This is a genomic window from Actinomadura sp. NPDC048394 (genome assembly GCF_040651755.1).
Lineage (GTDB): Bacteria > Actinomycetota > Actinomycetes > Streptosporangiales > Streptosporangiaceae > Spirillospora > Spirillospora montaniterrae.
The window spans coordinates 91424-117388 of record NZ_JBEZJL010000022.1 but is presented as its reverse complement, the minus strand read 5'-3'; the positions used below and the strand labels follow the sequence as shown (position 1 = coordinate 117388).

The window sequence follows — 25965 nt, the reverse complement described above, 5'->3', positions numbered from 1 at the left end:
ACGCCTTGGGGGTGAGGAGAAAGGAGGCCGCCATGCCGAGGACGAGCAAGCAGGAGACGCCGATCGCCGTGGACGAGCCGATGATCGAGGTCCGCGTCGCGGACCTGGGCGGCTGCACCGTCGCCTACGAGACGGACAAGGCCGACTTCGACCCCGCCGCCCTGTTCCAGGGGCTGCCCGACGACCGCTGCCAGTGCCCGCACTGGGGCGTCGTCGTCAAGGGGCAGATCATCTTCCGGTACGCCGACCGCGACGAGGTCTTCCACGCCGGTGACGCCTACTACGCGGCACCCGGCCACGTCCCGCTGATGTTCGGCGGCGCCGAGGTGATCGAGTTCAGCCCGACGGACCGGTTGCAGGAGACCACCGCGGTGATCGAGGCCAACATGAAGGCGATGGCCTGACGCCGGTGAACCGGCACGGCCCGCCCGGACGGCGCGTCCGGGCGGGCCGCCGGTGTCAGCGGTACCCGGTGTCAGCAGTACTTGGACGAGCCGCTGCTGCCCCACTTGCAGGAGTCCGCCAGCGCGCCGCTCGGGTAGCGGAGGTAGGCGGTGTCACCGGTGTTGTTCCAGATGTACCACTTCGAGCCCCAGTACCGGTGCGTCGCGGTGTTCGTCCCCCGCCCGGTGTGCACGTAGACCGACTTGTGCCCCTTGATGGTGAACGAGCCGAACTTGTACGTGTGCCCGGACTTGTCGCGCAGCGTGACGCCCTTGAGCTGCTTCGACGACGCCGAGGTGTTGTACAGCTGCACCCACTCGGCGTTCAGCGACGCGTTCGACCCCGTGTCCTTGCCGGGCGAGTCGAAGTAGACCCGGTAGATCTGCACCGGGCTCGCGGCCTCCGCCGGCGCCGCCGCCAGCAGCCCCGCCGCCACCGCTCCGGCGATGGCCACGACCCCCGTCACAACGCGCCTCTTCACCCCGGGAACCCCTTTCGTCGATCAGCGAATGCCTCTTTGTACCGGTATTCGCGGACACATGGGGGCGTGTGGCCATGTGTGGGTCCGATGGCAACCGCACGGCCCCCTCAGGCGTCCCCACCCCCCGTGTTTTCCCTGGTGAAGCCCGAAATCCCGGCGTCAGAGCGTGATCACGACCTTGCCGTGGACGTGCCGTCCGGCCTGCAGCGCCACGGCGTCGCGGACCTTCTCGATCGGGAACGTCGCCGCGATCGGCACGGTGAGCTCGCCGGCGAGGATCGCGCCGGTGATGCGCTCCAGGGCGTCCGGCCGCGCGTCGAAGCCGCCGGTCGCGCGCACGCCGCCGGGAGGGGTCGGCCCCGCGGCGATCGTGGAGATCCTCTCGGGCGGGACGCCGAGCGCGAGCGCGGCCTCGGCCGTCTCGGTGCCGAACAGGTCGGTCGCGGCGGTCACGCCCTCAGGGGCCAGTGCCCTGACCCGGTCGGCCAGCCCGGGACCGTACGTCACGGGCTCGGCGCCCAGCCGCCGCAGGAAGTCGAAGGTGCCCTCCGAGGCGGTGCCGATCACGGTGGCGCCGGCGAGCTTCGCGAGCTGGACGGTGAACACGCCCACGCCGCCCGCCGCGCCGCCGATCAGGACGGTGTCGCCGGACCCCAGATCGATCGCCGCGAGAGCGGCCGCGGCGCTCAATCCGGCCACCGGAAGCGTGCTCGCCACCTCGTCGCTGATGCCGTCCGGCGTGTGCCAGAGCATCTCCGGCGACGCCGTCGGCACCTTGATCACGAGGAAGTCGGCGGCGGTCCTCCCCACCGCGCCGCCGTAGACGCGGTCGCCCGCGGCGAAACCCGCGGCGCCGTCGCCGACCTCGTCGACCACGCCCGCGAAGTCGGACCCGAAGCCGGACGGCAGGGTGATGCCGAACCGCGCCGCCGCGTCGGGCCGCGCGGCGAGCAGCCAGTCCATCGGGTTCAGCCCGACGGTCGTCACGCGGACGCGGACCTCGCCCGGGCCGGCGTGCGGCTCGGGGACGTCGCGCAACTCCAGTACCTCGGGACCTCCGAACGTCTCGTAGATGACGGCTCGGCTCATGACGGACCTCCGTGAGCGATGGTGATGGGACTTGGTCTTATCACTGTACACGAGTGATGGGACCAAGTGCCGTACACTGTTCGCATGGCCCGCTGGCAGCCCAACGCACCGCAGCGGCTCGCCGCCGCCGCCCTCGACCTCTTCACGGAGCGCGGCTACGAGAACACGACCGTGATCGACATCGCGCAGCGCGCCGGCCTGACGAAGAGCACCTTCTTCCGCTACTTCCCCGACAAGCGGGAAGTCCTCTTCGGCAGGGACACGATGACCGGGCTCCTCGCCCAGGGCATCGCCGCCGCACCGGCGGCCGCGACCCCGCTCGAAGCGGTGGCGAACGCCATGGACGCGGTCGGCCGCGAAGCCTTCACGCCGGACCGCCGCGAGTTCGCCGTCCGCCGCCGGGCGGTGATCGCCACCCACCCCGAACTGCAGGAACGCGAGGCGCTGAAGGGCCTCGCCCTCACCGCCGCGACGGTCGAGGCGCTCCGGCGGCGCGGCGTCCCCGAACTGACCGCCCGCGTGGCCGCGGAACTCGGCGCGCTCGCCATGAAGATCGCCTTCGAGCGCTGGAGCGACACGGCCAACGCCGACGACTTCGGCGACCTCGCGCGCCGGACGCTCAGCGACCTCCAAGAGGCCGCCACCTCCTGCTGACCCGCCGAATCAAAAGCCGGCGCGATGCCTGCCCTGGTACCGCGGACGCGTGGTCGGCGCCGTGACCGACGCGCCCAGGAAGGCCACGCCCCCGGCCACGAAGCCGAGCACCGCCGCCACGACGACCATGAGGCTCACAGCTCCACCCCCGGCTCCCCGTTCAGCAGCGATTTCAGCGCCAGCACCGCGTCCGAGACCTGGTCGGCCTCCGCGATCGGATGGCACCACGAGGTGAAGAACCACGGCCGCCCGCCGTCCTCCTCGCGCGCCCGCACGCCGATCACGTCCGCCGGATGCGCCGCGCAGCACCCCGGCGCCTCCGGGTTCTCGACGTGCAGTCCGTCCAGGGTCATCCGCGCCCGCAGCCCGTGCGCGCGCAACACCGTGCCCAGCGCTTCGAGCCGCGCTCTAGCATCGGGAGTCATGGATCGTTCGCCTCCTCAGGGCGGTCGGTCCCAGCCCCGTCCGGACGGTCGCGCGTCCGGACGGGGCGTTTCTATGTGCGGACACAGCGTAAGCAAATTGGACCCTAGTTGTCTCGTCCGGATCCATGTGGATCACATTGGTACCTAGTGGACGAGCATTGTCCCAGGTCGCCTAGCGTGGGATGGCGTGGACGCGATCGACCTCGATGGCGCGACGCCGCTGTACCGGCAGGTCGCGGACGTGCTCGAATCCCGGATAGCGGCGGGCACGTACCCGCCCGGCCGCCGGGTGCCCAGTTCGCGCAACCTCGCCGACGAGTTCGGCGTATCCCGCCGGACGGTCGTCGCCGCCCTGGAGATCCTTCACGAAAAGGGCCTCGTGCACGGCGTCGTCGGGCGCGGCACGTTCGTCGTCGAGACGGACGACTGAGGGTCAGGCTTCTTCGGGGTCGTGGCCTTGGACGGAGCGGCCGCCGTCGACGGGGACGACGGCGCCGTTGACGAAGCTCGCCTCGTCCGAGAGCAGGTAGCGGACGGTCGCGGCGACCTCGTCGGGGCGGCCGACGCGGCCGACCGGGTGCAGGGCGCGCATCTGGTCCTCGATCCGCGCGGCGGACGCGGGGTCCTGGCCCGCGAGGAACGCCTCGTAGCGGGCGGTGGTGATCGAGCCGAGCGCGACGACGTTCACGCGGACGCCGCGCGGGCCGTAGTCCACGGCGAGGGCGCGGCTGAAGCCCTCGACGGCCGCCTTCGCCGTCGCGTAGGTGAGCGATCCCCGGACGGGACGCGCCGCCTGGTGCGATGACACGTTCACGACCGCGCCGCCCGTGCCCGCGTCCAGGAAGCGGCGGATCGCGGTGAGCGACCCCACTACGGCGGGGTCGAAGTTCAGCGCCACCGCGTCGATGACCTCGCGCGCCCCCGGCACGTCCACGGCGGCGTCGCGGAAGACGGCGGCGTTGTTGACCCAGCCCTTGAGGGTGCCCATGGCCTGCGCGGCGTCCGCCGCCCGCGCCGCGACGGCCTCGTCGCGCACGTCGCCGGCGACAGCGGAGACGCGCGGGCCGGTCGCCCAGTCCACGGCGGACGGGTCCAGGTCGACGACCACCACGTGCCCGCCGTCGGCGAGGAGGCGTTCGGCGATCGCGCGGCCGATGCCGCGCCCGCCACCGGTCACGACGTAGGAAAGCTCCACGGATCGGAACGTACCACCGCGTTTGGCGGGGGACGTGGGGGCAGGGAAACCCGGACACGGGTTTCGAGGAGGTAGCGATGACCGACGTCTTCACGGTGCTGGCGGACGACCACACCGAGGTCAAGCAGATGCTCACCGAGCTGGAGGCCGGCTCGGCCAACGCGTCGGCGGCGTCCGTCCGCGGCGAGGACGGGCTGCGGCTGCGCAAGAAGATGGTGGAGCGGCTCATCATCGAGGAGTCCAAGCACGAGGCGGTCGAGGAGGAGTACTTCTGGCCGACGGTGCGCGAGCTGCTGACCGAGGGCGACCGGCTCGCCGACCGCGCCGTCGAGCAGGAGCAGGCGGCGAAGAAGGTGCTGAACGAGCTGATCGGGCTGGACGCGGGCGAGCCGCGGTTCGAGGAGCTGCTCGCGAACCTCATCACCGCCGGCCGCGCGCACATCGCCTTCGAGGAGACCGAGGTGTGGCCGGCGCTGCGCAAGGTCATCACCGACGAGCGGGCGGAGCGGCTCGGCGAGAAGCTCGAGCAGGGCAAGAAGCGCGCGCCGACGCGCCCGCACCCGAACACCCCGCCGAAGCCCGGGATCCTCAAGGCCGCCGGTCCGGCGGTGGCGGCGGCCGACCGGGTCCGCGACAAGATCACCGGCCGCGGGCAGGACTGACGTTCCAGGAGGAAGGGCCATGACGGACTCGACGCGGCTGGCGCTGGTCACCGGGGCGTCCACCGGCATCGGGCGGGCGCTGGCGGACGAGTTCGCCCGGCACGGCCTTCATGTGATCATGGCGGCGGAGAACGCGGAGATCACGGCGGCGGCCGAGGCCGTGGGGGACGCGACGCCCGTCCGGGTGGATCTTGCGACGCCGCAGGGCGTCGAGGAGCTGTACGCGGCCGTGGGCACGCGCCCCCTGGACGCGGTGGCGATCAACGCGGGCGTCGGGGTCGGCGGCGACTTCGCGCGCGACAACGCGCTCGCCGACGAGCTGAACCTCGTCGACCTGAACGTCCGGTCGGCGGTCCACCTGGCGAAGCTGGTCCTGAACGACATGGTCCGGCGGGGGTCGGGGCGGGTGCTGTTCACGTCGTCGATCGCCGCGACGTCCCCCGGCCCGTATCTCGCGACGTACGCGGCGTCCAAGGCGTTCCTGTACTCGTTCGCGGAGGCGCTGCGCCATGAGCTGCACGGCACCGGCGTCACCGTGACGGCGCTGCTGCCGGGCCCGACGCGGACGAACTTCTTCGAGCGGGCCGGGGTGCTCGGCACCCGGCTCGGCAAGGCCGGCAAGGACGACCCGGCGGACGTGGCGCGGCAGGCCTACGAGGCGCTGATGGCGGGCAAGGACCACGTCGTCACCGGTTCGGCGCGCAACAAGGTGCAGACGACGGCGTCCCGGGCGATGCCGGAGCCGGTCAAGGCGAGGATGCACGCACTGATGTCCAAGCCGGGCACCTAGCCGAGCGCGGCCGGCGCGGAGCGCACCTAGCCGAGCGCGGCCAGCGCGGAGCGCAGCTCGTCGAGGGCCTCGCGCGCGAGATCGGTGAGCGTCCGCCGGACGGACGGGTCGGACCAGCGGGCGAAGGCGTCGTCGAAGGCGCGGACGCCGAGTTCGGCGGCGAGGCCAGCGGCCGGGCCGGGCGTGCCGCGCTCGCGGAGCGCGCCGGCGATGGCGGCGGCGAGCTGGTCGTGCTTGAACGCGGCGCGCTCGCGCAGCTCGTCGTTGGCGGCGATGACGGCGAGGAGCCGGGCGGCGAAGTCGCGGCGCTCGTCGGTGAAGGTGGCGGCGAGGGCGTCGAGGGCGGCGGCGACGGCCTGCAGCGGCGTGGCCGACGCGGGGGCCGCGGCGACCGCCTCGCCGAGGACCCGGCTGTGCAGCTCCTGGCCCGCGAACAGCACCTCGCGCTTGTCGGGGAAGTGCCGGAAGAAGGTGGTCTTGGTCAGCCCGGCGCGCTCGGCGATCCCGGTGACGGTGGTGGCGTCGTAGCCCTGCTCGGCGAACAGGTCGATGGCGGCGCGCACCAGCCGCTCCCGCGCGTTCGGTTCCCATCGGGCCATGGCGGACAGCATAGGTGATGTTACTTGGTACCGTCACTGCTGGTACGGTGACGGTACCGAGTCACATCACTTGCAGGGGAGTCCTCATGCGCGTCTTCGTCACCGGTGCGAGCGGCCACATCGGATCCGCCGTCGTGCCGGAACTGCTCCGGGCCGGGCACGAGGTCACCGGCCTGGCCCGCTCCGACGCCTCCGCCGCCGCCGTCCAGGCGCTGGGCGCCCAGGTACGCCGCGGCGACCTCGGCGACCTCGACGGGCTGCGCGACGCCGCGGCCGGCGCCGACGCCGTCGTCCACCTCGCGTTCGACCACGCCAGCGTCGCCCCCGAAGCCTTCGCCCGCGCGGCCGCGGCCGACCACGCCGTCGTCCAGGCGTTCGGCGACGTGCTGGCCGGCACCGGCAAGACGCTCATGGGCATCGGCTTCACGCCCACCGGCGACGCGGCCACCGACGCGACGATCAACAGCAACCCGCGCTCAGCCGGCTCCCGCGCGGTCGCCGAACTCGCCGGCCGCGGCGTCCGGTCCATGCTCGTCGGGATCCCGCCGGTCACGCACAGCGACCGGGACCGGCACGGCTTCGTCCCCCGGATGATCGAGATCGCCCGCGCCACCGGCGTGTCCGGCTACGTCGGCGACGGCGCCAACCACTGGCCCGCCGTCCACACCCTCGACCTCGCCCGCCTCTACCGGCTGGCCCTGGACGGGGCCCCGGCGGGCGCGCAGCTGTACGCGGCGGCCGAACCGGGCATCCCGGTCCGCGAGATCGCCGAGGCCATCGGCCGCCACCTGGACGTCCCGGCCGTGAGCATCCCCGCCGAGCAGGCCGCCGACCACTTCAAGGGCTTCCCGTTCGTCACCTACGACATCACGATGCCCAACGCCGGGACCCGCGAGCTCCTCGGCTGGGACCCCGTCCACCCGACCCTGATCGAGGACCTCGACCAGGGCCACTACTTCTGACCCCGCCCATCGACCGGCGCCGGGGCCCGCGTTCACCGGGGTCCCGGCCGCCCCCGCCCTTACATACCTGCGGCGTGCCCGGGCACTACGTGTAGTTGTGATCACGGCGCAGGCCCCACGCGGATGGGGACGGGCGGTCGACGCCCTCACACGCCGGCTCGGCGGGCCCCGCCAGGCCCGCGTCGTGCTGCTGCTCGCCTGCGTCCTCGCCCTCAACACCGCCGACTCCGGCGTCATCGGCGCGATCGTCGAGCAGCTGCGCACCTCCCTGCACATCGACAACACGCAGGTCGGCGTGCTGACCGCCGCGCCGTCCCTGGTCGGCGCCGTCGCCACCGTCCCCGTCGGGATGCTCACCGACCGCGTCCCGCGCGTCCCGCTGCTCGCCGGCAGCATCCTGCTGTGGAGCGCCGCCATGGTCGTCGGCGGCCTCGCCACGTCCTACGACTGGCTGCTGACGTCCCGGGTCGCGCTCGGCGCCGTCACCGCGACCGCCGGGCCCACCGTCGCGTCGCTGACCGGCGACCTGTTCCCGCACCGCGAGCGCGCCGGCATCTACGGGCGGATCCTCGCCGGCGAGCTGATCGGCGCCGGGTTCGGCCTGGTCGTCGGCGGGAACGTCGCCGCCGCGCTGAGCTGGCGGGTGTCGTTCTGGTTCGTCGCGGTGCTCGGGCTGCTGCTCGCCGCCGCCGTCTGGCGGCTGCTGCCCGAACCCGGCCGCGGCGCCCAGGGCCCGGCCCGCGCCGACGCCCGCGACGGCGCCGAGGCCGCCCAGCAGGCGGTGGACGAATCGGGCGTCCGGCCCCGCCCGGAGAGCGTGCTGCGCACCGACCCGTCCCGGATGACGCTGCTCCAGGCCGCGAGGCACGTGCTGCGGATCCGCACCAACGTGATCATCATCGTCGCGTCCGCCATCGGCTACTTCTTCTTCGCCGGGCTGCGGACCTTCGCGATCGTGTTCGTCCAGCACCGGTACGGCGTCGGACGCGCCGAGCTGAGCCTGCTCGTCCCGTTCATCGGCCTCGGCGCGCTCGCCGGCGTCCTCACCGCCGGACGCCTCGCCGACCGCCTCGTCCGGCGCGGCCGGGTCGCCGCCCGCGTGCTGGTGCCGAGCGCCGCCTACACCGCGTCCGCGCTGCTGTTCCTGCCCGGCCTGCTGACCACCTCGGCGTGGCTCGCGATGCCGCTGTTCTTCCTCGCCGCCGCCGCGCTGGCCGGCGCGAACCCGCCGCTGGACGCCGTCCGCCTCGACGTCGTCCACTTCGGGCTGTGGGGCCGCGCCGAGAGCATCCGCACGATCCTGCGGATGCTCGGCGAGGCGGTCGCGCCCGTCCTGTTCGGCTGGCTGTCCGGCGTCTTCGCGCCCGGCGACCACTCCGGCACCGGCCTGGACCGGGTGTTCCTGCTCGCCCTGATCCCGCTGCTGGTCAACGGCCTGATCCTGCTGCGGGCGCGGCGCAGCTACCCGGCGGACGTCGCGGCCGCCATGGAGTCCGAACGGCGCTTCACCGCCGCGTGACCGTCAGATCACCATCCGCCGCGACACCAGCCCGTGCCCGACCTTCTCGCCGTGCCACAGGTCGAAGCGGCACCCCGCCGCGAACGCGCCCGGCCCCGCCGTCTCCGTCAGCAGCGTCATCGTCACGATGTGGTCGACGTCGCCCGGCCGCAGCGGCTCCCCGTCGTCGGTCGTCATGACGACCTTGTGGAACGCGTTCGGCTTGTGCTCCGCGCCCTTCTCCCGCAGCGTGAACGGGCAGCCTTCGGCCGGAAGGTCCGTCCCGATCGCCCGCTCGTCCAGCGAGACCAGCGCCTTGAACTTCGTGAGCTTCATGTCCGTCGCTCCTCCCACCACGCGGCACCCGGCGTCCTCTTCCTTCCCTCCCATGCTTCCACCCAACGCCACCCCCACCCCGTGAGACCATGATCACCCTGCGCGGGGCATCGACGGCCGGCCGCGGCGAGTGGCATCGTCGGTCCGGGTGCGAGGAGGCCGGTTGTGGGGTTGGTGCGGGGTGTGCGGGTGGGGGATCTCGAGGCGGTCGCGGGGATCGCGGCGCATTACGTGCTGAACAGCGTGGCGACGTTCGCGGAGACGCCGCAGACGGTCGCGGAGTGGCGGGAGCGGCTCGACGACCTGGAAAGGCGCGGGCTGCCGTTCCTCGTCGCCGAGGTGGACGGCGAGGTCGCCGGGTACGCGTACACGGGGCCGTGGCGGCCGAAGCCCGCGTACCGGTACACCGTCGAGGACACGATCTACCTCGCCCCCGGGCATCTCGGCAAGGGGCTCGGGACGGCGCTGCTCGGCGAGCTCGTGGAGCGGGCGGCGAAGGCGGGCATGCGGCAGATGATCGCGGTCATCGCCGACGCCGCCGGGGACGGGTCCGTGGCGCTGCACCGGCGGTTCGGGTTCGTCGAGGCGGGACGGCTGGACGGCGTCGGCCACAAGCACGGGCAGTGGATCGGCACGATCCTGATGCAGCGGGCCCTGGGCGACGGAACGGGCGAATAGGGGCCTTCCCGGCCCGCGCCGCCGGGGTTACCCTTCCCGTGGCGTCCGTGCCGGTCGTTTGCGCCTCGACTTGGGAGGGTCCCGTCCGCGGGACGGTTCGGCTCTGACACCGGCTCCTCTGTGTCCCGCTTTACCGAGGAGTCGTCCCGATGCAGTTCAAGCACAAGCGATGGTCCGCGGCCGCAGCCGCGCTGGCCTCGGCCGCCGCGGCGGTCGTCCTGTCCCTCGGCGCGCTGGTCGCGCTGTCGGCGCCGTCGTCCGCGCGGTCCGCCCCGTCGATCGCCTGCGCGTACCCGGCGTGGGCGGAGGGCACCACCTACAAGGTCGGGGACAAGGTCACCTACAGCGGCGACGGTTACGAGGCGCTCGTCGCGCACACCGCCTACCCCGGCGCTAACTGGAACCCCGCGTCCACGCCGACGCTGTGGCGCGACCTGGGTGCCTGCGACGCGTCGACGCCGCCGACCACCCCGACGACGACGCCCCCGACCACGACGCCGCCCGGCGACGAGACCTGCGCGGTGAAGTCGCGGCCCGCCGGCAAGGTGCTGCAGGGGTACTGGGAGAACTGGGACGGCGCGTCCAACGGCGTCCACCCGCCGTTCGGGTGGACGCCGATCGGCGACCCGGCGATCAGGCAGCACGGCTACAACGTGATCAACGCCGCGTTCCCGGTGATCCGGTCGGACGGCACCGTCCTGTGGGAGGACGGCATGGACTCGACCGTCAAGGTCGCCACCCCCGCCGAGATGTGCGCGGCGAAGGCGGCCGGCGCGACGATCCTCATGTCGATCGGCGGTGCCGCGGCCGGCATCGATCTCAGTTCGAGCAGCGTCGCGGACCGGTTCGTCCAGACGATCGTGCCGATCCTGAAGAAGTACAACTTCGACGGGATCGACATCGACATCGAGACGGGCCTGTCCGGCAGCGGCAGCATCACCCAGCCGTCCGCCTCGCAGGCCAACCTGATCCGGATCATCGACGGGGTGCTCGCGCAGATGCCGTCGAACTTCGGGCTCACGATGGCGCCGGAGACCGCGTACGTCACCGGCGGCAGCGTCACCTACGGGTCGATCTGGGGCGCCTACCTGCCGATCATCAAGAAGTACGCGGACAACGGGCGGCTGTGGTGGCTGAACATGCAGTACTACAACGGCAGCATGTACGGCTGCTCCGGTGACTCGTACTCCGCCGGGACGGTCGAGGGCTTCGTCAAGCAGACCGAGTGCCTGAACAGCGGCCTGACCATCCAGGGCACGACCATCAAGGTGCCGTACGACAAGCAGGTCCCGGGGCTGCCCGCGCAGCCGGGCGCAGGCGGCGGGTACATGGCGCCGAGCCTGGTCGGGCAGGCCTGGAACCAGTTCGGCGGCGCCCTGAAGGGCCTGATGACCTGGTCCATCAACTGGGACGGCTCGAAGGGCTGGACGTTCGGCGACAACGTCCGCGGGCTCCAGGGCCGCTGAGCGGCGGAAGGGGCGGCCGGACGGGTGCGTCCCGTCCGGCCGCCGTCCGGCGCTACTTCAGGAGGTCGCGCATCGTGGCGATCTCGGCGGACTGCGTGCGGACGATGCTCGCGGCCAGCGCCTTCGCGTCGGCGTTCTGACCGGAGCGGTCCTCGGCCCGCGCCATCGTCACGGCGCCCCGGTGATGCTCGATCATCATCCGCAGGAACGCCTTGTCGAAGGCGGCGCCCTTGAGGGCCTTGAGCGCGGTCATGTCCTTGTCGCTCATGATGCCGGGCATGTCGTGGTGCATCCCGGTCATCGCGGCGGGCGCGCCCCACGCCTTCAGCCAGCCGGTCATCTTCTCGATCTCCGGCGCCTGGGCCTTCTCGATGCCCGCGGCGAGCGTCTTGACCTGCGCGGACGACGCGCGGGACGGCGCGAGCCCGGCCATCTCGACGGCCTGCCGGTGATGCGGGATCATCATCTGCGCGAACATGACGTCCTGCTCGTTGTGCGACGCCTGCGCAGCGGACATGGACATGGACGGGGACGCGGACGGCTTGGAGCCGCCCTTGTCGCCGGAGTCGCCGCACGCCGCGAGGGCGAAGGCCAGGGCGGGGACGGCGACGAGCGCGATTGCGCGTTTCACTGGTTCGAGCCTTTCGTGTGCCGGTTCATGACGGGTCGTCGCGGCACGCCGAACCGGCGCGCCGCAAGGGCCTGTCACAGCCGCAGCACGCTCAACCGGTGAAGGGAGGGGCCGGGCGGGGAACGTCCGCCGCGCGGCACGGGAGTCAGGACGGGACGGCGCGCCACGGCGGCCGCCCGCATCACCCGGAACAGGCCGAACAGCAGCGCGACCAGCAGGGAGATGAGCAGCATCCCCAGGCACATCTGCCCGCTCGGATGGTCCGGATGGTGGTCGCCAGGCGGGTCGCCGACCACCACGTGGTGATGCGCGGAGGCACCTGCGCTCGCCAGCGGAGCGGCGGCCATCTCCATCGGGCCGGGGGACGCCTGGATGCCGTGCATCGCCATCAGCCCCGCGAACAGCAGCAGCAGGCACAGCGGCGTCCCCCGATGGGAACGCCGCCGTGCCCGCTTCAGTGGTGCCACCGTCTCCCCGTCTCCGAAGTCCTTCCGGACCTCATGCTAGGACGGGACGCGGCGGGGTCAGGACGGGGAGAACGCGTACAGCTTGTTGTTCTGCGCGCAGTCGTAGGTGCCGTCGGAGCAGAGCCCGAACCAGTATCCGGAGCCCCAGTAGACGGTCCCGGCGACGACGGCCGCGCCGCCGATCACCGCGCCGCCGCTGTTGTACCGCCAGAGCACGTCGCCGTTGGCGGCGTTCAGCGCGAACATCGTGTCGGCCGCGCCGTTGATGCCGCCGGCGTAGACGACGCCGTTCGCCGCGCTGAGGAACCCGATGTCGAGCGTCCCGTACGGGTCGCCGACCTGCCAGAGGATCTTGCCGGTCGCGGCGTCGAGCGCCGCCCACGAGCCGCCGTTGATGGTCGTCTTCGTCCCGTCGGCGCCGACGATGTCGTACTCCTCGTGCTCGGCGTTGCCGATGCCGACGTACACGCGCTTGCCGTCGGTCGCCGATCCCCATTCCATGCCGCCGAGGTCGCTGCCGGGCCCGACCTGGGTGTGCCAGATCTCCTTTCCGGTCGCGGGGTCGAGCGCCCAGTAGATGCCGCTCTTCTGGCCGACGCCGAGGATGCTGCGCAGGTGCCCGCCGTCGGAGACCTGGTACAGATTCGGCGCGGACCCGAAGTCGAAGTCGGGGCCGCAGGTGTCGCAGTCCTCCGTCCCGACGTCGGCGGTCAGCGTCTTGAACGACCAGTCGACGGCGCCGGTCCGCAGGTCGAGGGCGACGACGGAGTCGGTGTAGTTGTCGTCCGGGCCCTGCTCGCAGTCCTGCTGGCCGGGGCGGGTGCAGACGCCGTCCGGCACCGTGTAGTTGTTGCCGGTCGTCACGAACAGCCGCCCGGTCGTGTTGTCGACGGCGAACGAGCTCCCCCACACCGAGTTCCCGGTGTACCCGTCGGGCGCCATGTACCGCCGCCACCGGACGGCGCCGGTCACCGCGTCCAGCGCGACGACGCTGCCGCGGAACCGCACCGGATGGCCGTCGCCGAACTCGACGCGGCTCGCCGTCCCGACGTAGACGGTGTCGCCGTTCACGACCGGCGACGTCGTCACCATCGCGGCCGGGTCCGCGTCGATCAGCGTGCTCCAGCGCTTCGCGCCGGTGACCCGGTCGGCGGCCATGACGCGGGCGCCGGCGTCGCCCGGCACGCTGGACACGCCGTCGCCGAACACGATCTCCGTGCCGGCGACGGCCGGGCTCGTCCGGGACACGTCGCCGGACACGCCGCTGTAGTCCGACACCGGGCGCTGCCAGCGGACCGCGCCGGTGAGCGCGTCCACCGCCGACAGCTTGCCGCCGTAGTCGGGGACGTAGACGGTGCCGAGCGACACCGTCGGGGTCGCGGACACGTTGCCGCCGAGCGTCGCGGTCCAGCGCGGCTTGAGCCGCGACGCGTTGCCGGGCGAGATCACCGTCTCCGTCGCCGCGTACCGCGTGTTGGCGATGTTCTGCCCCGCGACCGTCCAGCCCGGGACGTACGGGACGGCACCGGACGGCGCCGCCGACGCGGACGGGAGCGCGAACACCGCGGCGGCGAGGGCGGCGGCACCGGCCAGGGCCTTGCCGCGGATCCGTGTACGGGCCATCGGTCAGCCCTCCGCGATGTAGGCGTGGACGATGCCCATGACGTCGTTCCGTGCGGTGGGCGAGTCGTAGTAGCTGGTGACGGTCAGCCGGTCGCCGCGCGCGACCGTCGCGAGCGGGTCGCCGGAGCAGGTGCCCATCTTCACGATGGTCCGCATCCCGCCCATCGTGTCGTAGGTGGCGGGCGAGTCGCAGATCAGCGTGCCCGTCGTGTCGTCGGCGGCCTTCACGTGGACGCCGCCCGCGTGCTGGTGGCCGTTGGCGAACACGATGCGCCCGGCGACCGTGGACGTCCAGCTCCAGGTGTGCGTGCTCGGCCCGGCCGGGACGCTGTAGTCGGAGGTGAGGCAGCCGCCCGCGTCCAGCCACAGCGACCGCACCGGCGTCGTCGAACCGGCGGCGGCAATGGTGTAGGTGATGGAAATGTAGACCGTCTTCGGCGCCGACGAGTAATTCATCAGATCGGTCAGCATGGCCCACCGGTCATAGCTTTTCACCGGCATCCCGTAACCGTTCGGCATGGTCTTTTCCGTGCGCTCGTCGCCGGACGCCCAGATGCGGTCGCCGAGCGGGCTGAGCGGGCAGACGGTGTCGTGCGCGGCCAGGTTCGAGATGACGAAGTGGTGCAGCATCGGGCCGCTGTTCATGTCGGCGGTGCTGCCGTCGGCGTACACCAGGTCCGGCTTCTCGCCGACGATGTCGCAGTTGGAGCAGGGTTTCGGCGCCGCCGACACCACGTTCGGCAGCTCGCCGGGACGGTCCATGGTGCCGCCCGGGATCGTCCACGGGCCGTACTTCACCGTCACCGTCTGCGTGGCGGCGGCGGACGGAGCGGCGGACGGAGCGGCGGCCAGCGCATGCCCCGTCCCGGCGAGGGCCGCCGCGGAAGCGACCATCGCCACGATCATCGTTCGGAGTCTTCGGCGCACTTCGATCACCCCATTCTGGCTCGGCACGAATTCCATCCGGAATTGCGTGCGGCCCGAATGTAAGGCCGGCTCCGCGTCCCGCCATCGGCGAAACCACCGGCCGCGCGGCGTTGCGCGGACGCCCAGCGGGCGGCCCGCCGGGGACGGCCCGCGGGCACCGCGCCACACCGCACGCCGCCCCGGTACGGCGCCGGGGAGGCCGATGACCTGCCGGTTCGCCGCGTCCCGTCAACTCGAAGTTTGATCAGCCCGCGTTGGGCAATCGGAGTCCCCGTGACAGACCTTCACGCGGAGCAGGGCGTCGTCGACACGAAGATCCCCGCGCGGCTGGACCGGCTGCCGTGGGCGCGCTGGCACTGGATGATCGTCATCGGGCTCGGCACCGTGTGGATCCTGGACGGCCTCGAGGTCACGATCGTCGGCAACCTCGCCCCGCAGCTGGCGAAGCCGGGCAGCGGCGTCGCCATCACCGCCGGGCAGGTGTCGGGGTTCGGCGCCGCGATCTACGTGACCGGCGCGTGCCTCGGCGCGCTGTTCTTCGGCTGGCTGACCGACCGGTTCGGGCGCAAGAAGCTCTTCATGATCACGCTGGTGGTGTACCTGGCGGGCACCGCGCTGACCGCGCTGTCCTGGACGGCCTGGTGGTTCTTCCTGTGCCGGTTCGTCACCGGGTTCGGCATCGGCGGCGAGTACGCCGCGATCAACTCCGCGATCGACGAGCTGATCCCGAGCAAGCACCGCGGCCGGATCGACATCGTCATCAACGGCAGCTACTGGCTCGGCGCCGCCGCGGGCGCGCTGCTCACCATCCCGATCCTCGGGCGGTTCGCGGTGGACGTCGGCTGGCGGCTGGCGTTCGCGCTCGGCGTCGTGCTCGGGCTGGTGGTGCTGCTCGTCCGGCGGCACGTCCCGGAGAGCCCGCGCTGGCTGATCATCCACGGGCGGACGCGGGAGGCGGAGCGGCTGGTCGGCGAGGCCGAGGAGACGGTCCGCGACGAGACCGGCGACCGGCTGCCCGAGCCCGGCCGGTCGATCCGCATCCACCAGCGCAGGAGCCTCGGCTTCGGGCTCATCGCGAAGACGCTGTGCCGGCGGTACCCGAAGCGCGCGATCCTCGGGTTCGCGCTGTTCATCGGGCAGGCGTTCCTCTACAACGCGATCACCTTCGGGTTCGCCGACATCCTGAACACGTTCTTCCACATCGACACCGACACCGGCTACTACTACGCGGTCATCGCGGCCGGGAACTTCCTCGGCCCGCTCCTGCTGGCGCCGCTGTTCGACAGCTGGGGCCGCAAGCCGATGATCAGCGGCACGTACGTCCTGTCCGGCGTCCTGCTGCTCGCCACCGCGTACCTGTTCGACCAGGGCCACCTGACCGCGACGACGCTGACGGCCTGCTGGTGCGTGGTGCTGTTCTTCGCGTCCGCCGGGGCCAGCTCGGCGTACCTGACGGTCAGCGAGGTGTTCCCGATGGAGACGCGCGCGCTGGCCATCGCGTTCTTCTACGCGATCGGCACCGCCGCGGGCGGGATCTCCGGGCCGCTGCTGTTCTCCAAGCTCGTCGGGACGGGCGTGCCCCGCGACACCGCGATCGCGTTCGTCGTCGGCGCCGTCCTGATGATCGCGGCCGGGCTGGTGGAGGCGGTCCTCGGCGTCAAGGCCGAGCGCAAGGGCCTGGAGGACATCGCGAAGCCCCTCACCGCCCGGTAGCCGGAGACCTGTCACCGCTCGGTAGCCGGAGGCCTGTCACCGCCCGGTAGCCGGAGACTGCCGGAAAAAGATCCGGCGGGCATGTAGAGAACGCGGCGCGGGCACCGACCAACGGGTGAGAGGCGCCGCCCGGGCGCCGCGCAGCGAGGGAGACGGCCCCATGAGCAAGGTCACCTGCGACATCGGCATCTCGGTCGACGGCTACGTCGCCGGCCCGAACCAGAGCCTCGAGAACCCCCTCGGCGAGGGCGCCGAGCACCGCCTGCACCGCTGGATGTTCGAGGAGCCCGAGGCCCACGCCGCCGAGCTGGAGGCGATCACCGCGGCGGGCGCCTTCATCATGGGCCGCAACATGTTCGGCCCGGACCGCGGCGACTGGGACCTCGGCTGGACCGGCTGGTGGGGCGAGGAGCCCCCGTACCACGCGCCGGTGTTCGTCCTCGCCCACCACCCGCGCGAGCCCGTCCCCATGAAGGGCGGCACGACGTTCCACTTCGTCACCGACGGCATCGAGGCCGCGATGGCGCGGGCGCGCGAGGCGGCCGGGGACGCCGACGTCTCGGTCGCGGGAGGTGCCTCCACCGTGAACCAGTACCTCGCCGCCGGGCTGATCGACGAGCTGCGCCTGCACATCGCCCCGGTCGTCCTCGGCGCCGGTGAGCGGCTGTTCGTCGGCGTCGGCACCCCCGACCTGACCCCCGTCAGCACGCGGCAGACCGGCCTGGTCACCCACGTCACCTACCACTTCTCCCGCTGACCCCGGCGGTCAGCAGGGTCGGCAGGGGTCAGCGGGGGTCAGCGGCGGAGGGCGGCCAGCTCGGCGGCGAAGCCCTGGATGAGGGCGGCGAGGCCGGCCTCGAAGGCCAGGTCGCGGTGGCCGGGCGGGGCGTGCAGCATCGGCTCCAGGCCGGGCGGGACGTCGTCGCCGGGGAGCGGGCCGTCCGGCGGGTCGTCGAGGACGAGGACCGAGCCGAGCAGGAAGTACTCGACGGCGTGCACCAGCGGCAGCAGCCGGTCCTCGGGCCAGCCGGCCCGGCGCAGGACGGTGAACGCGTCGGCGTAGGCGCGCAGCGCGGCCCGCGACCGGACGGGCCGCGCCGCCAGCAGCGGGACGGCGTTCGGGTGCGCGGCGAACGCGGCGCGGTAGGAGCGGGCCCAGCCGTCCAGGGCCGCGGTCCACGGCGTGATGGACGGGTCGAGCGCCATCTCGCCGACGATCAGCTCGCGGATGCCGTCGACGACCTCGTCCCGGCCGGAGATGTGGTTGTAGAGCGACGGGCCCTTGACGCCCAGCGCCGCGGCGACGCGGTTCACCGACAGCGCGGCGGCGCCGTGCTCGTCGACCAGGTCGAGGGCGGCCCGCATGATCGCCTCGCGCGTCACCAGCCTGCGCGGCGGCCTGCCCATGCGCCCCTCCCCGTCGTCCCGTCCCGTCGTCCTGCCCCTCGACGGCGGACGGCGGCCAGTGTAGTGTCCCCTCACACTAAAACTACGACTTCTAGTTTTATGGAGGGACGCCGTGGAGTACGCCGAGTACCGCGCCCGCGACGCGGTCGGCCTGGCAGCGCTCGTCACCGCCGGCGAGACCACCCCGGCCGAACTCCTGGACGCCGCCATCGCGCGCGCCGAGGCCGTCAACGCCACGATCAACGCGATCGTCCGGCCCATGCACGACCTCGCGCGGGCCCGCGCCGCCGAGCCGCTGACCGGGCCGTTCGCCGGCGTCCCGTTCCTCGTCAAGGACCTGTCGCAGGACTACGCCGGGCTGCCCACCGGCAGCGGCAACCGGGCGCTGCGCGACGTCCCCGCCGCCGAGCACGCCGAGGTCGTCCGCCGGTGGCTGGACGCGGGGCTCGTCGTGTTCGGCAAGACCAACACCCCCGAGTTCGGCGCCAAGGGGATCACCGAGCCCGAGGTGAACGGCCCGACCCGCAACCCGTGGGACCTCGACCGCACGCCCGGCGGCTCGTCCGGCGGGTCCGCCGCCGCGGTCGCCGCCGGGATCGTCCCGGTCGCGGGCGCCAACGACGGCGGCGGCTCGATCCGCATCCCGGCGGCCTGCTGCGGGCTGTTCGGCCTCAAGCCCGGCCGCGGCCTCGTCCCCGCCGGGCCGTCGTACGCCGAGCACCTGCACGGCGCGGCCGTCGACGGCGTCGTCTCCCGGTCCGTCCGCGACAGCGCCGCGATGCTCGACGTGCTCACCGCGTCCCCCGACCCCGGCGGCCCTTACCTGCCCGCCAGGCCCGCCCTCCCCTACGCCGAGCTGGCACGGCGCGCGCCCGAGCGGCTGCGCATCGGCTTCGCCACCGACTCCCCGCTCGGCACCGACGTCGACCCGCAGGCCGTCGCCGCCGTCGAGGACGCCGCGAAGCTGCTGGAAGGCCTCGGCCACGACGTCGAGCCCGCGAAGACCGGCATCGACGAGCGGCGCCTCGCGTTCGACTTCCTCGCGATGTGGTCGACGCAGCTCGCCTACACCGTCGACGAGATCCGCCGCGCGACCGGCGCGTCCCGCAAGGCGTTCGAGCTGGACACCCACCTCGTCGCGGCGGCCGGACGCGTCCAGTCGGCGCCCGCCTACTTCGCCGCCCACGAGCGCTGGAACACCTACAACCGGCAGCTCGCCGCGTTCCACTCCCGCTACGACCTGCTGCTCACCCCGACCCTCGCCCGGCCGCCGATCCGCATCGGCGAGCTCGACACGCCCGCCCCGCTGCGCGCCATCGGCCGGGCCGCGCTGGCGCTCGGCCTCGCGGGACCGCTAACGAGGACGAAGCAGTGGCGGGACGCCGTCATCGCCAACCTCGCGCCCGTCCCGTACACGCAGCTCGCCAACATCACCGGGCGCCCGGCGATGAGCGTCCCGACCTACCGGACGCCCGGCGGCCTGCCGCTCGGCGTCCAGTTCGTCGGCCCCCTCGGCGGCGAGGGCGCGCTGCTCGCGCTGGCCGCCCAGCTGGAGGCCGAGCGCCCCTGGTCCCACCTGGAACCCCCGCTCTGACCGGCACCGCGCCGTCCCGCGGCACGAGAGCCGCAGGTCAGGCGGACTCGTCGATGAGGTAGGCGTTCCAGACAGACGCGGCGCGCTCGTGGGAGTCGACGCCGGCGAAGAAATGGTCCGCCAGCGACGCGTAGTCCGGCTCGCCGTCGCCCGCGACCTCGATGAACTTGGGCCGGTAGACCGCGAACCCCTCCGGCGACGACTCCGGACGGTACGGGACCGCCATCCGCAGCGACCGCCGGGACGGGACGTACTCGACCGCGTCCACGATCAGCGCGTCGACCCGTCCCCGGTCGAGGTGCAGGTAGGCGTCGGTGACCAGCACCGCCCGGACCCAGCCGTCCCGCCCCCGCGCCAGGGCCTCCTGGCCGGCGCGCGCCGCCTCGGCCACGTCGTCGAACGCGAGCCGGTCGAGGCCCAGCGCACCGTCCTCGCCCACGTGGGCGAGGATCGGGACGAGCACCGCCCCGTCGGAGACGCTCCAGACGCCGTGCGCCGCATGGAAACCGGCCGTCCTCGCGAGCTCGTCCATGGCGCGCGAGCCTACCGAACGATCGCCGCGCGGGCCGCGCCGTTCAGGCGAGCAGGTGGCCGCAGAGGAACTCTGCGATCTCCTCGTAGGCGCGCAGCTCGTTCTCGCGGCGGGTGAACCCGTGGCCCTCGTCGTCGAAGACCTCGTACCGGACGTCCACGCCGCGTCTTCGCAGCCGGTCGACGAGCCGGTCCGACTCCGCGCGGGGGACGCGTGGGTCCCGCGCGCCCTGCAGGACGAACAGCGGCGCGGTGATGGTGTCGGCGTAGGTGATCGGCGAGCGCTGCGTCAGGTACCCGGCGTCGGTGTCGGGGTCGCCGAGGACCGCCGCGACGAAGTGCCTCCACGTCAGCGGGCAGGACCGGGCGAGCGCGACGAGGTTCGCGGGGCCGCACAGCGACACCCCCGCCGCCCACCGGTAGGGCAGCCTCGCCAGGCAGGACAGCGCGGCGAACCCGCCGTAGGAGCCGCCCATCACGGCGATGCGCGCGGCGTCGGCGCCGGGCACGGACCGCAGATGGGAGACCGCGTGGTCGAGGTCGTCCAGGTCGAAACCGCCCCAGTTGCGGTGGATGAGCTTCTGGTGCCGGGCGCCGTACCCGGTGGACCCGGCGACGTTCGGCGCGAAGACCGCTATCCCCCGGGCGAGCAGGTATTGGTACAGGCCGGACCGCATGTACTCGGGCCGTTCCTGCGCCTCCGGGCCGCCGTGGATCGACAGCAGGACCGGGTGCGGGCCCGGCGTGTGCGGCCGGTAGTACAGCGCGTGGACGTACCGTCCGGCGGACGACGGGTAGACGACCGGCTCCGGCTCGACGGGCTCGACCATGGAGGCGCCGGGGGCGCTGGACGCGGTGAACGCGCGGGGCCGGGCGTCGGTGAGGTAGCGGACGCCGTCGACCGCGTCCAGCACGGCGACCTCGGCGGGACGGGTCGCGGTGTCGAGCAGGACGACGAGCGGCTCGGCCCCCGGCGCGAGCGCCAGCGCCGACACGACGCCCGGCGGGACGGCGGGCAGCGGCAGCGGCCGGCCGCCGTGCCGCGCGAACAGCGTGGAGCATCCGTCCTGGTTGACCGACCAGACGAGGGTGTCGCCCGCGACCTCGATGAACTCGACGTCCCAGTCGTGCTGCGCGACCGGTTCGAGGCTCCCGGCGGCCAGCCGGTAGAACGCCCCGGCGACGAACTCCCCCCACAGGTCGGTGCGCAGGTAGAAGCCCGAGGAGTCGGCCGCCCAGGGGCCCGGCTCGAACAGCCCGTCGCCGTGGTCGGCGGTGACGCACACCGGCGCGGCGGAGGGGTCCCGCAGGTCGGCCAGGTACGCGGCGACCTGCGTGTGGGACCTGAACCCGCCGGTCAGCAGCCACCGCCCGTCCGGGGAGATCCCGACCGGCCGGAAGACGACGCCCGGCGGCGGCTCGAACCGCCGCTCGGTGTCCTCGGCGAGGTCGCGGACGAGCACGTCCTGGACGGTCGCGTCGCGGTCGTTCGCCGCGTAGACCAGGCGGCGGCCCTCGGCGTCGAACGGCGCGGCCGGCAGGACGCGCTGGCAGTGCGGGCCCGCGCCGATCTCGGCGGGAGGGCCGGCGGGACCGCCGCCGCCGTCGAGGTCGATGCGGTACAGCCGGTACTGCTCGTCGCCGTCGCGGTCGGCGGTGAACACGAGGCTCTTGCCGTGCGGGGCCCAGGCGATCCGCCGGACGGCCCCGTCCGGCAGCCGGGTGAGCCGCCGGGGCGCGCCGCCCGCGACCGGGACCGTCCACAGGTCGAACCGGCCGGCGGCGTTGCTCGAGTAGGCCACGGTGCCCGCGTCGGGAGACAGCGCCAGGGTCGGCTGGAAGCCTTGTCGCGGGACGAAGTCGCGGTAGCCGGGCATGGAGCCCTCCAGGGTCGGCTGGATTACCTGATCCGCAGCGGGGAGGCGGGCGGGGCCGGGCCGCCGGGCGCCGCACGGGCCCCAGCGTCCACCCGATCACCTCCAGGCACAGAGAGTAGCGAGCGGGCGCGTTAGCGTTACATGACCGGCCGGGTGAGGTTTTTCGGCCGCGCCCGCCTGCGTCATCGAGCCGACCGGGTCGGTCGGCGGACGGTGACGCGGACGGTTCCGTAGGCGAAGTGCCCGTTTCCGTCCGTCTGGACGGCGACGATGAGGGCCGCGCCGGGGCGCAGCGGTTCGCCGAACGGGTCGTCGCGGCCGTCGGGGCGGCGGGTCCCGCCTACGCTGCCGTGGGCCACTCCGCCGGCCTGCACGGCGACGTACGCCGGGGGACTGCTGGTAGCCGCGCGCATCAAGGGCCGGGCGCCGACCTTGGTACGGGCCTCGGGTTCGAGGATGCGGACGGTCGCGGCGGGCATGGGATCGATGCGCCCGTCTACGGCACCGTCGGCCAGGGAGTGGACGACGACGGCCCCGGCGGGCCGCAGGGTCCGCTTCTCTACGAGCAGATACAGGAACTCGCTGGGGGTGCCGCGTCCTTGGGTGATCTCGTCGATGAGCGTCCATCGCGCGGGGGCGCGCGGGGCCGGGGCTATGCGGGGCAACTCCGGCCGCAGGCGCTGCGGCGTCCCGTACCGCCGCTGCGCCTCGGGTGTGAGCAGCCGCCATGCATCCTGGACGTCGCGATGCGCCGCCGCGTCCTGCCAGCCGCGGAGCACGCCCTCGATCCCACCGGTGTCCGGTGGCGGCTTGCAGCCGCAGATGTGCGGCCGGGCGGGCTCGTCCAGGACGGCCACCACGGTCACCACCGCCGCCGCGACGACGGCCAGGGCCGCGGCGATCACCCACGCGAGCCGGCCTCGCCGGATCCGTGCCCTCATCCCGGTATCCCCCATGTGCTCGCGGACGCCGAGGTGAGACGGCCCGGCTCGCGCGGGGGTTCCGCTCGCCCGGCCGCCGTCAGTCGGGGTTCCGGTGCACCCGGGCCGTCTCCCGGACGACCGCCCAGGCGTCCGCCACGGGCCCCACATGCCCGAGCTTGTCCGGGTTGAGCACCGTGCGGATCGTCTGGATCCGCCCGTCGAGGATGTCCAGCGACCACGTGTTGACGACCCGGCCGTCCCGGTCGCGGAAGACCGCGCCCGGCTGGCCGTTCACCTCGCACGGCTCCACCACGCCGCCGATCTCCAGGAACGGCCGCACGAGGGTGGACAGCGCGCGCGCCACCTTCGCCGCCCCGGCGACACCCTCGCCCCAGCGCGGCGCCTTCCCGCCGCTGTCGCTGACCAGCTGCGCGTCGGCGGCGAGCAGCTCCCGCAGCCCGTCGACGTCCCCCTCGGTGAACGCGTCGAAGAAGCGGCCCGCGAGCTCCTCGCGCTCGCGGCGGTCCGCCTCGAACCGGGGGCGTCCCGCGTCCATGTGCCGGCGCGCGCGCACGGCGAGCTGACGGCACGCCGCCTCCGACCTCCCCACCGCCGACGCGACGTCCGGGAACCCGAATCCGAACACCTCCCGGAGGACGAACACCGCACGCTCCAGCGGGCTGAGCCGCTCCAGCAGCAGCAGGGCCGCCATCGAGAGCGAGTCGGCCAGCTCCGCCGATCGCGCTGGGTCCTCGTAGGGGTCGGCCAGCAGCGGCTCGGGGAACCACAGCCCCACGTACTGCTCGCGCCGGACGCGGGCCGACCGCAGCACGTCGATCGAGATCCGCGTCACCACGGCCGACAGGTACGCCTTCGCCGACGCGGGCCGCGCCGCCGCCCCCTCGTACCGCAGCCACGTCTCCTGGACCGCGTCCTCGGCCTCGCTCACGCTGCCGAGGATCCGGTACGCGATCGAGAACAGCAGCGGCCGCAGCTCCTGGAACTCCTCGGCCCTGCTCACGCCAGCTCTTCCTCGAACCCCTGCCGCCACGACGGGTGTCGCAGCTCCCAGCCGAGCTCCCGCTTGGCCTTGGCGTTGGAGAAGCCCCGCCCCTCCGTCATCATGATGACGGCCTGGTCCCCCGCGAGCAGCCGGGCCAGCCACACCGGCACCCGGATCGGCCGCTTCGCCCCCGCGCACGCCGCCAGGTGCGGCAGCCACTCGCTCGCCGGCGCCGGCTCGTCGTCCACGATGTTGAACACGCCCCGCGCCTTCCGCTCCACCGCGAGGACGGTCGCGCTCGCCGCGTCGTCGAGATGGATCCACGAGCTGTACCCGGTGCCGCGCCCGACCAGCGGGTACTGCCGCTTGCGGACCAGCTCCACCTGGTCGTCGATCGCGCCCGGCCCGTAGAACGCGCCGTACCGCAGCACCGCGCCGCCCGTCTTGAGGACGGCCTCCTCGACATGCCGCATCGCTTCCATCCCGGCCTGCGCCGCGGTCCCCTCGAGGAGGTCGAGCGGGTCGTCCTCGGTCTTCACCCAGCCGCCCTCGCGGATCCCGTTCCAGCTCGCGTAGCCCTGCGCGACGACGTGCGGCACGCCGGTCGCCTCGGCGGCGGCCAGCAGGTGGTCCGTCCCCTCGGTGCGCAGCCGGTTGGTGATCGCGAACCAGCGGTCCGGGTGCTTGATGTCGGGCTTGCCGGCGTGCGTCACCGAGATCGCCGTCATCTGGTGGACGACCGCGTCCGGGCGGGCCGCCGCGACCGCCTCGCCGACGGACGCCGCGTCCAGCCCGTCCATCACGACGGCCTCGGCGCCGAGCTTCTCCAGCGCGTCGAGCTTGGCGGCGCTCGTCGTCGTCGCCGTCACCTGGTGGCCCCGGGCCACGAGCTGCGGCACCAGCCGCCGTCCGAGGACACCGCTCCCACCTGCCACGAAAACCCGCATGTCCCTCACCTTCCCGTTTCCGGTCCCTCTTTTCGGACCCGAGACGAGACAGCCCCGTCCGCCTGTGACACGACCGCGCCGCGAGCGCCGTCACACCGGCGGCGCCGCGCAGGCCGTCGCACCGCGTTCCGGGCGCTGGTCGACCTCCAGCGGAACCCCCGTTGACCTGCGGTTTCGGCGACACCCGCTCGGTTTGGCGGCGAGACCGCCGGGGAGCCCGGCAATTATGAACAAAACCACCATTTCCACCGCATTCGGGGCCGCGTTCCTGGCGGCCGGCGCCCTGCTCCCCGCAGGCGCCGCCCACGCGACGGCGAGCCCGACCTCGACGGCGAGCCCGCCCGGGAAGGCCACGACCGTCACCGTGACCGAGAAGGAGTACACGCTGACGCCGTCCACGACGACCTTCAAGCCGGGCGCGTACACCTTCGTCGCCAAGAACGCGGGCACGATGGTGCACGGGCTGGCCATCTCCGGGCCGGGCATCAGCGGCACGAAGCAGATCTCCGGCATCAAACCGGGCGCCACCGGGAACCTGAAGGTCACCCTCAAAGCCGGCACCTACCAGATGTGGTGTCCCGTCGACAACCACAAGAACCTCGGCATGAAGACGCAGCTCACCGTAGGCGGAGCCGGGGGCGGCGGCGCGCCGGCGAGCCCGTCGCCGACCGGCACCGGCAGCAAGGCGCCGGCGCCCACCACGAGCAAGCCCGGCGGCTACTGACACCCCCACCACGAACGTCGGCGGACAGCGCCGTCCGCCGGCACCGGGCTTGACGGGGAACCGAGGCCGCCACGACCGCCCACCCCGCCAAGCCCCCTTTTCACGTCCGGGGGCGCAACCCGTCGAGGATGAGGCCGGCGATGTGCGCCGAGCGCTCGCGGCTCGCCTCCGCGCCCGCGTGGCGGATCGCCGCGAAGGACCCCGCGACCAGCGCCTCCGCCACGAACGGCCGCTTCGCCGAGATGTGGGGCATCACTGAGGGGCCCGATCCTCGTCGTTCCTGACGGCGGGTAGATGTACGGCGTACACTAACGTCGGA

31 protein-coding genes are annotated in these 25965 nt (G+C 73.2%); 13 read left to right on the top strand and 18 right to left on the bottom strand.

Features of this window, described 5'->3' with window-relative positions:
• Window positions 1-32: 32 nt before the first annotated feature.
• Complete coding sequence (locus tag AB0C78_RS18175) at window positions 33-404, top strand: hypothetical protein (RefSeq protein ID WP_360748909.1); 372 nt, start codon at window positions 33-35, stop codon at window positions 402-404.
• Between the two features lie 71 nt (window positions 405-475).
• On the opposite strand, the gene AB0C78_RS18170 is transcribed toward AB0C78_RS18175, so the two are convergent.
• The gene (locus AB0C78_RS18170; RefSeq protein ID WP_360748906.1) at window positions 476-910 is read right to left on the bottom strand and encodes a lamin tail domain-containing protein; all 435 of its coding nucleotides are present in this window, start codon (window positions 908-910) and stop codon (window positions 476-478) included.
• A 174-nt stretch (window positions 911-1084) separates the two neighbouring features.
• Window positions 1085-2014 carry an NADP-dependent oxidoreductase gene (locus tag AB0C78_RS18165; RefSeq protein ID WP_360748903.1) on the bottom strand — a complete coding sequence of 310 codons (930 nt, stop codon included), beginning with the start codon at window positions 2012-2014 and terminating at the stop codon, window positions 1085-1087.
• Between the two features lie 84 nt (window positions 2015-2098).
• Between AB0C78_RS18165 and AB0C78_RS18160 the strand changes: the two genes are divergently transcribed.
• A complete protein-coding gene (locus AB0C78_RS18160) occupies window positions 2099-2668 on the top strand; it encodes a TetR family transcriptional regulator (RefSeq protein WP_360748900.1) in 570 nt (189 codons plus the stop codon).
• A gap of 9 nt (window positions 2669-2677) precedes the next feature.
• On the opposite strand, the gene AB0C78_RS18155 is transcribed toward AB0C78_RS18160, so the two are convergent.
• Window positions 2678-2806 (bottom strand): hypothetical protein, encoded by a 129-nt coding sequence (locus AB0C78_RS18155; protein WP_360748897.1) that lies wholly within the window; start codon window positions 2804-2806, stop codon window positions 2678-2680.
• The gene (locus AB0C78_RS18150; protein WP_360748894.1) at window positions 2803-3093 is read right to left on the bottom strand and encodes a hypothetical protein; all 291 of its coding nucleotides are present in this window, start codon (window positions 3091-3093) and stop codon (window positions 2803-2805) included. Before AB0C78_RS18150 ends, AB0C78_RS18155 begins: the two co-directional genes overlap by 4 nt.
• Window positions 3094-3280: 187 nt before the next feature.
• On the opposite strand from AB0C78_RS18150, the gene AB0C78_RS18145 reads away from it, so the two are divergent.
• Window positions 3281-3523, top strand: coding sequence for a winged helix-turn-helix domain-containing protein (locus AB0C78_RS18145; RefSeq protein WP_360748891.1), 243 nt, complete (start codon window positions 3281-3283; stop codon window positions 3521-3523).
• Window positions 3524-3526: 3 nt separating this feature from the next.
• Here the strand turns inward: AB0C78_RS18145 and AB0C78_RS18140 are convergent, their stop codons facing one another.
• The gene (locus AB0C78_RS18140) at window positions 3527-4288 is read right to left on the bottom strand and encodes an SDR family oxidoreductase (protein WP_360748888.1); all 762 of its coding nucleotides are present in this window, start codon (window positions 4286-4288) and stop codon (window positions 3527-3529) included.
• A gap of 77 nt (window positions 4289-4365) precedes the next feature.
• Between AB0C78_RS18140 and AB0C78_RS18135 the strand changes: the two genes are divergently transcribed.
• Together AB0C78_RS18135 and AB0C78_RS18130 are read left to right on the top strand one after the other, a co-directional pair.
• Window positions 4366-4950, top strand: coding sequence for a hemerythrin domain-containing protein (locus AB0C78_RS18135; RefSeq protein WP_360748885.1), 585 nt, complete (start codon window positions 4366-4368; stop codon window positions 4948-4950).
• 19 nt (window positions 4951-4969) lie between these two features.
• On the top strand, window positions 4970-5740 hold the full coding sequence (locus AB0C78_RS18130) for an SDR family NAD(P)-dependent oxidoreductase (protein ID WP_360748882.1): 771 nt from the start codon (window positions 4970-4972) through the stop codon (window positions 5738-5740).
• A 26-nt stretch (window positions 5741-5766) separates the two neighbouring features.
• Here the strand turns inward: AB0C78_RS18130 and AB0C78_RS18125 are convergent, their stop codons facing one another.
• Window positions 5767-6339: a helix-turn-helix domain-containing protein gene (locus AB0C78_RS18125; protein WP_360748879.1), complete on the bottom strand. Its 573-nt coding sequence runs from the start codon at window positions 6337-6339 to the stop codon at window positions 5767-5769.
• Window positions 6340-6425: 86 nt separating this feature from the next.
• On the opposite strand from AB0C78_RS18125, the gene AB0C78_RS18120 reads away from it, so the two are divergent.
• Window positions 6426-7301, top strand: coding sequence for an SDR family oxidoreductase (locus AB0C78_RS18120; RefSeq protein WP_360748876.1), 876 nt, complete (start codon window positions 6426-6428; stop codon window positions 7299-7301).
• Window positions 7302-7398: 97 nt separating this feature from the next.
• Complete coding sequence (locus AB0C78_RS18115; protein ID WP_360748873.1) at window positions 7399-8820, top strand: MFS transporter; 1422 nt, start codon at window positions 7399-7401, stop codon at window positions 8818-8820.
• A 3-nt stretch (window positions 8821-8823) separates the two neighbouring features.
• On the opposite strand, the gene AB0C78_RS18110 is transcribed toward AB0C78_RS18115, so the two are convergent.
• A complete protein-coding gene (locus AB0C78_RS18110) occupies window positions 8824-9135 on the bottom strand; it encodes a hypothetical protein (protein ID WP_360748870.1) in 312 nt (103 codons plus the stop codon).
• 189 nt (window positions 9136-9324) lie between these two features.
• Between AB0C78_RS18110 and AB0C78_RS18105 the strand changes: the two genes are divergently transcribed.
• Window positions 9325-9813, top strand: a complete 489-nt coding sequence (locus tag AB0C78_RS18105) for an N-acetyltransferase family protein (RefSeq protein ID WP_360748867.1) — start codon at window positions 9325-9327, stop codon at window positions 9811-9813.
• Between the two features lie 149 nt (window positions 9814-9962).
• Window positions 9963-11279: a glycosyl hydrolase family 18 protein gene (locus AB0C78_RS18100; RefSeq protein ID WP_360748864.1), complete on the top strand. Its 1317-nt coding sequence runs from the start codon at window positions 9963-9965 to the stop codon at window positions 11277-11279.
• A 52-nt stretch (window positions 11280-11331) separates the two neighbouring features.
• On the opposite strand, the gene AB0C78_RS18095 is transcribed toward AB0C78_RS18100, so the two are convergent.
• The 4 genes from AB0C78_RS18095 to AB0C78_RS18080 form a co-directional block, all read right to left on the bottom strand.
• The gene (locus AB0C78_RS18095) at window positions 11332-11910 is read right to left on the bottom strand and encodes a DUF305 domain-containing protein (protein ID WP_360748861.1); all 579 of its coding nucleotides are present in this window, start codon (window positions 11908-11910) and stop codon (window positions 11332-11334) included.
• A gap of 74 nt (window positions 11911-11984) precedes the next feature.
• On the bottom strand, window positions 11985-12377 hold the full coding sequence (locus AB0C78_RS18090; protein WP_360748858.1) for a DUF6153 family protein: 393 nt from the start codon (window positions 12375-12377) through the stop codon (window positions 11985-11987).
• 57 nt (window positions 12378-12434) lie between these two features.
• Window positions 12435-14000, bottom strand: coding sequence for a PQQ-binding-like beta-propeller repeat protein (locus tag AB0C78_RS18085; protein ID WP_360748854.1), 1566 nt, complete (start codon window positions 13998-14000; stop codon window positions 12435-12437).
• 3 nt (window positions 14001-14003) lie between these two features.
• Window positions 14004-14894 (bottom strand): hypothetical protein, encoded by an 891-nt coding sequence (locus AB0C78_RS18080; RefSeq protein ID WP_360748851.1) that lies wholly within the window; start codon window positions 14892-14894, stop codon window positions 14004-14006.
• Between the two features lie 306 nt (window positions 14895-15200).
• Between AB0C78_RS18080 and AB0C78_RS18075 the strand changes: the two genes are divergently transcribed.
• The gene (locus tag AB0C78_RS18075; protein ID WP_360748848.1) at window positions 15201-16640 is read left to right on the top strand and encodes an MFS transporter; all 1440 of its coding nucleotides are present in this window, start codon (window positions 15201-15203) and stop codon (window positions 16638-16640) included.
• A 160-nt stretch (window positions 16641-16800) separates the two neighbouring features.
• On the top strand, window positions 16801-17397 hold the full coding sequence (locus tag AB0C78_RS18070; RefSeq protein WP_360748845.1) for a dihydrofolate reductase family protein: 597 nt from the start codon (window positions 16801-16803) through the stop codon (window positions 17395-17397).
• A gap of 38 nt (window positions 17398-17435) precedes the next feature.
• On the opposite strand, the gene AB0C78_RS18065 is transcribed toward AB0C78_RS18070, so the two are convergent.
• Window positions 17436-18047, bottom strand: a complete 612-nt coding sequence (locus AB0C78_RS18065; protein ID WP_360748842.1) for a TetR/AcrR family transcriptional regulator C-terminal domain-containing protein — start codon at window positions 18045-18047, stop codon at window positions 17436-17438.
• 112 nt (window positions 18048-18159) lie between these two features.
• Between AB0C78_RS18065 and AB0C78_RS18060 the strand changes: the two genes are divergently transcribed.
• Window positions 18160-19641 (top strand): amidase family protein, encoded by a 1482-nt coding sequence (locus AB0C78_RS18060; RefSeq protein ID WP_360748838.1) that lies wholly within the window; start codon window positions 18160-18162, stop codon window positions 19639-19641.
• Between the two features lie 37 nt (window positions 19642-19678).
• Here AB0C78_RS18060 and AB0C78_RS18055 read toward each other — a convergent pair whose 3' ends face one another.
• From AB0C78_RS18055 to AB0C78_RS18035, 5 genes are all read right to left on the bottom strand, one after another.
• Window positions 19679-20173 (bottom strand): hypothetical protein, encoded by a 495-nt coding sequence (locus tag AB0C78_RS18055; RefSeq protein ID WP_360748835.1) that lies wholly within the window; start codon window positions 20171-20173, stop codon window positions 19679-19681.
• Between the two features lie 43 nt (window positions 20174-20216).
• A complete protein-coding gene (locus AB0C78_RS18050; RefSeq protein WP_360748832.1) occupies window positions 20217-22049 on the bottom strand; it encodes a prolyl oligopeptidase family serine peptidase in 1833 nt (610 codons plus the stop codon).
• A gap of 182 nt (window positions 22050-22231) precedes the next feature.
• Window positions 22232-22990: a hypothetical protein gene (locus AB0C78_RS18045; RefSeq protein ID WP_360748829.1), complete on the bottom strand. Its 759-nt coding sequence runs from the start codon at window positions 22988-22990 to the stop codon at window positions 22232-22234.
• A gap of 79 nt (window positions 22991-23069) precedes the next feature.
• Window positions 23070-23993, bottom strand: a complete 924-nt coding sequence (locus AB0C78_RS18040) for an RNA polymerase sigma-70 factor (RefSeq protein WP_360748826.1) — start codon at window positions 23991-23993, stop codon at window positions 23070-23072.
• A complete protein-coding gene (locus AB0C78_RS18035; RefSeq protein ID WP_360748823.1) occupies window positions 23990-24922 on the bottom strand; it encodes an NAD(P)-dependent oxidoreductase in 933 nt (310 codons plus the stop codon). Before AB0C78_RS18035 ends, AB0C78_RS18040 begins: the two co-directional genes overlap by 4 nt.
• A gap of 226 nt (window positions 24923-25148) precedes the next feature.
• Between AB0C78_RS18035 and AB0C78_RS18030 the strand changes: the two genes are divergently transcribed.
• Window positions 25149-25646, top strand: a complete 498-nt coding sequence (locus AB0C78_RS18030; protein ID WP_360748820.1) for a hypothetical protein — start codon at window positions 25149-25151, stop codon at window positions 25644-25646.
• Between the two features lie 100 nt (window positions 25647-25746).
• Here the strand turns inward: AB0C78_RS18030 and AB0C78_RS18025 are convergent, their stop codons facing one another.
• On the bottom strand, window positions 25747-25899 hold the full coding sequence (locus AB0C78_RS18025) for a hypothetical protein (protein ID WP_360748817.1): 153 nt from the start codon (window positions 25897-25899) through the stop codon (window positions 25747-25749).
• Between the last annotated feature and the right edge of the window lie 66 nt (window positions 25900-25965).

Excerpts from the sequence above, each read along its gene's own strand:
- AB0C78_RS18175 (WP_360748909.1), top strand. The coding sequence starts at position 33 with ATGCCGAGGACGAGCAAGCAGGAGACGCCGATCGCCGTGGACGAGCCG.
- AB0C78_RS18165 (WP_360748903.1), bottom strand. The coding sequence starts at position 2,014 with ATGAGCCGAGCCGTCATCTACGAGACGTTCGGAGGTCCCGAGGTACTG.
- AB0C78_RS18160 (WP_360748900.1), top strand. The coding sequence starts at position 2,099 with ATGGCCCGCTGGCAGCCCAACGCACCGCAGCGGCTCGCCGCCGCCGCC.
- AB0C78_RS18150 (WP_360748894.1), bottom strand. The coding sequence starts at position 3,093 with ATGACTCCCGATGCTAGAGCGCGGCTCGAAGCGCTGGGCACGGTGTTG.
- AB0C78_RS18135 (WP_360748885.1), top strand. The coding sequence starts at position 4,366 with ATGACCGACGTCTTCACGGTGCTGGCGGACGACCACACCGAGGTCAAG.
- AB0C78_RS18130 (WP_360748882.1), top strand. The coding sequence starts at position 4,970 with ATGACGGACTCGACGCGGCTGGCGCTGGTCACCGGGGCGTCCACCGGC.
- AB0C78_RS18125 (WP_360748879.1), bottom strand. The coding sequence starts at position 6,339 with ATGGCCCGATGGGAACCGAACGCGCGGGAGCGGCTGGTGCGCGCCGCC.
- AB0C78_RS18120 (WP_360748876.1), top strand. The coding sequence starts at position 6,426 with ATGCGCGTCTTCGTCACCGGTGCGAGCGGCCACATCGGATCCGCCGTC.
- AB0C78_RS18110 (WP_360748870.1), bottom strand. The coding sequence starts at position 9,135 with ATGAAGCTCACGAAGTTCAAGGCGCTGGTCTCGCTGGACGAGCGGGCG.
- AB0C78_RS18100 (WP_360748864.1), top strand. The coding sequence starts at position 9,963 with ATGCAGTTCAAGCACAAGCGATGGTCCGCGGCCGCAGCCGCGCTGGCC.
- AB0C78_RS18085 (WP_360748854.1), bottom strand. The coding sequence starts at position 14,000 with ATGGCCCGTACACGGATCCGCGGCAAGGCCCTGGCCGGTGCCGCCGCC.
- AB0C78_RS18080 (WP_360748851.1), bottom strand. The coding sequence starts at position 14,894 with ATGGTCGCTTCCGCGGCGGCCCTCGCCGGGACGGGGCATGCGCTGGCC.
- AB0C78_RS18070 (WP_360748845.1), top strand. The coding sequence starts at position 16,801 with ATGAGCAAGGTCACCTGCGACATCGGCATCTCGGTCGACGGCTACGTC.
- AB0C78_RS18065 (WP_360748842.1), bottom strand. The coding sequence starts at position 18,047 with ATGGGCAGGCCGCCGCGCAGGCTGGTGACGCGCGAGGCGATCATGCGG.
- AB0C78_RS18055 (WP_360748835.1), bottom strand. The coding sequence starts at position 20,173 with ATGGACGAGCTCGCGAGGACGGCCGGTTTCCATGCGGCGCACGGCGTC.
- AB0C78_RS18050 (WP_360748832.1), bottom strand. The coding sequence starts at position 22,049 with ATGCCCGGCTACCGCGACTTCGTCCCGCGACAAGGCTTCCAGCCGACC.
- AB0C78_RS18045 (WP_360748829.1), bottom strand. The coding sequence starts at position 22,990 with ATGAGGGCACGGATCCGGCGAGGCCGGCTCGCGTGGGTGATCGCCGCG.
- AB0C78_RS18035 (WP_360748823.1), bottom strand. The coding sequence starts at position 24,922 with ATGCGGGTTTTCGTGGCAGGTGGGAGCGGTGTCCTCGGACGGCGGCTG.
- AB0C78_RS18030 (WP_360748820.1), top strand. The coding sequence starts at position 25,149 with ATGAACAAAACCACCATTTCCACCGCATTCGGGGCCGCGTTCCTGGCG.
- AB0C78_RS18025 (WP_360748817.1), bottom strand. The coding sequence starts at position 25,899 with ATGCCCCACATCTCGGCGAAGCGGCCGTTCGTGGCGGAGGCGCTGGTC.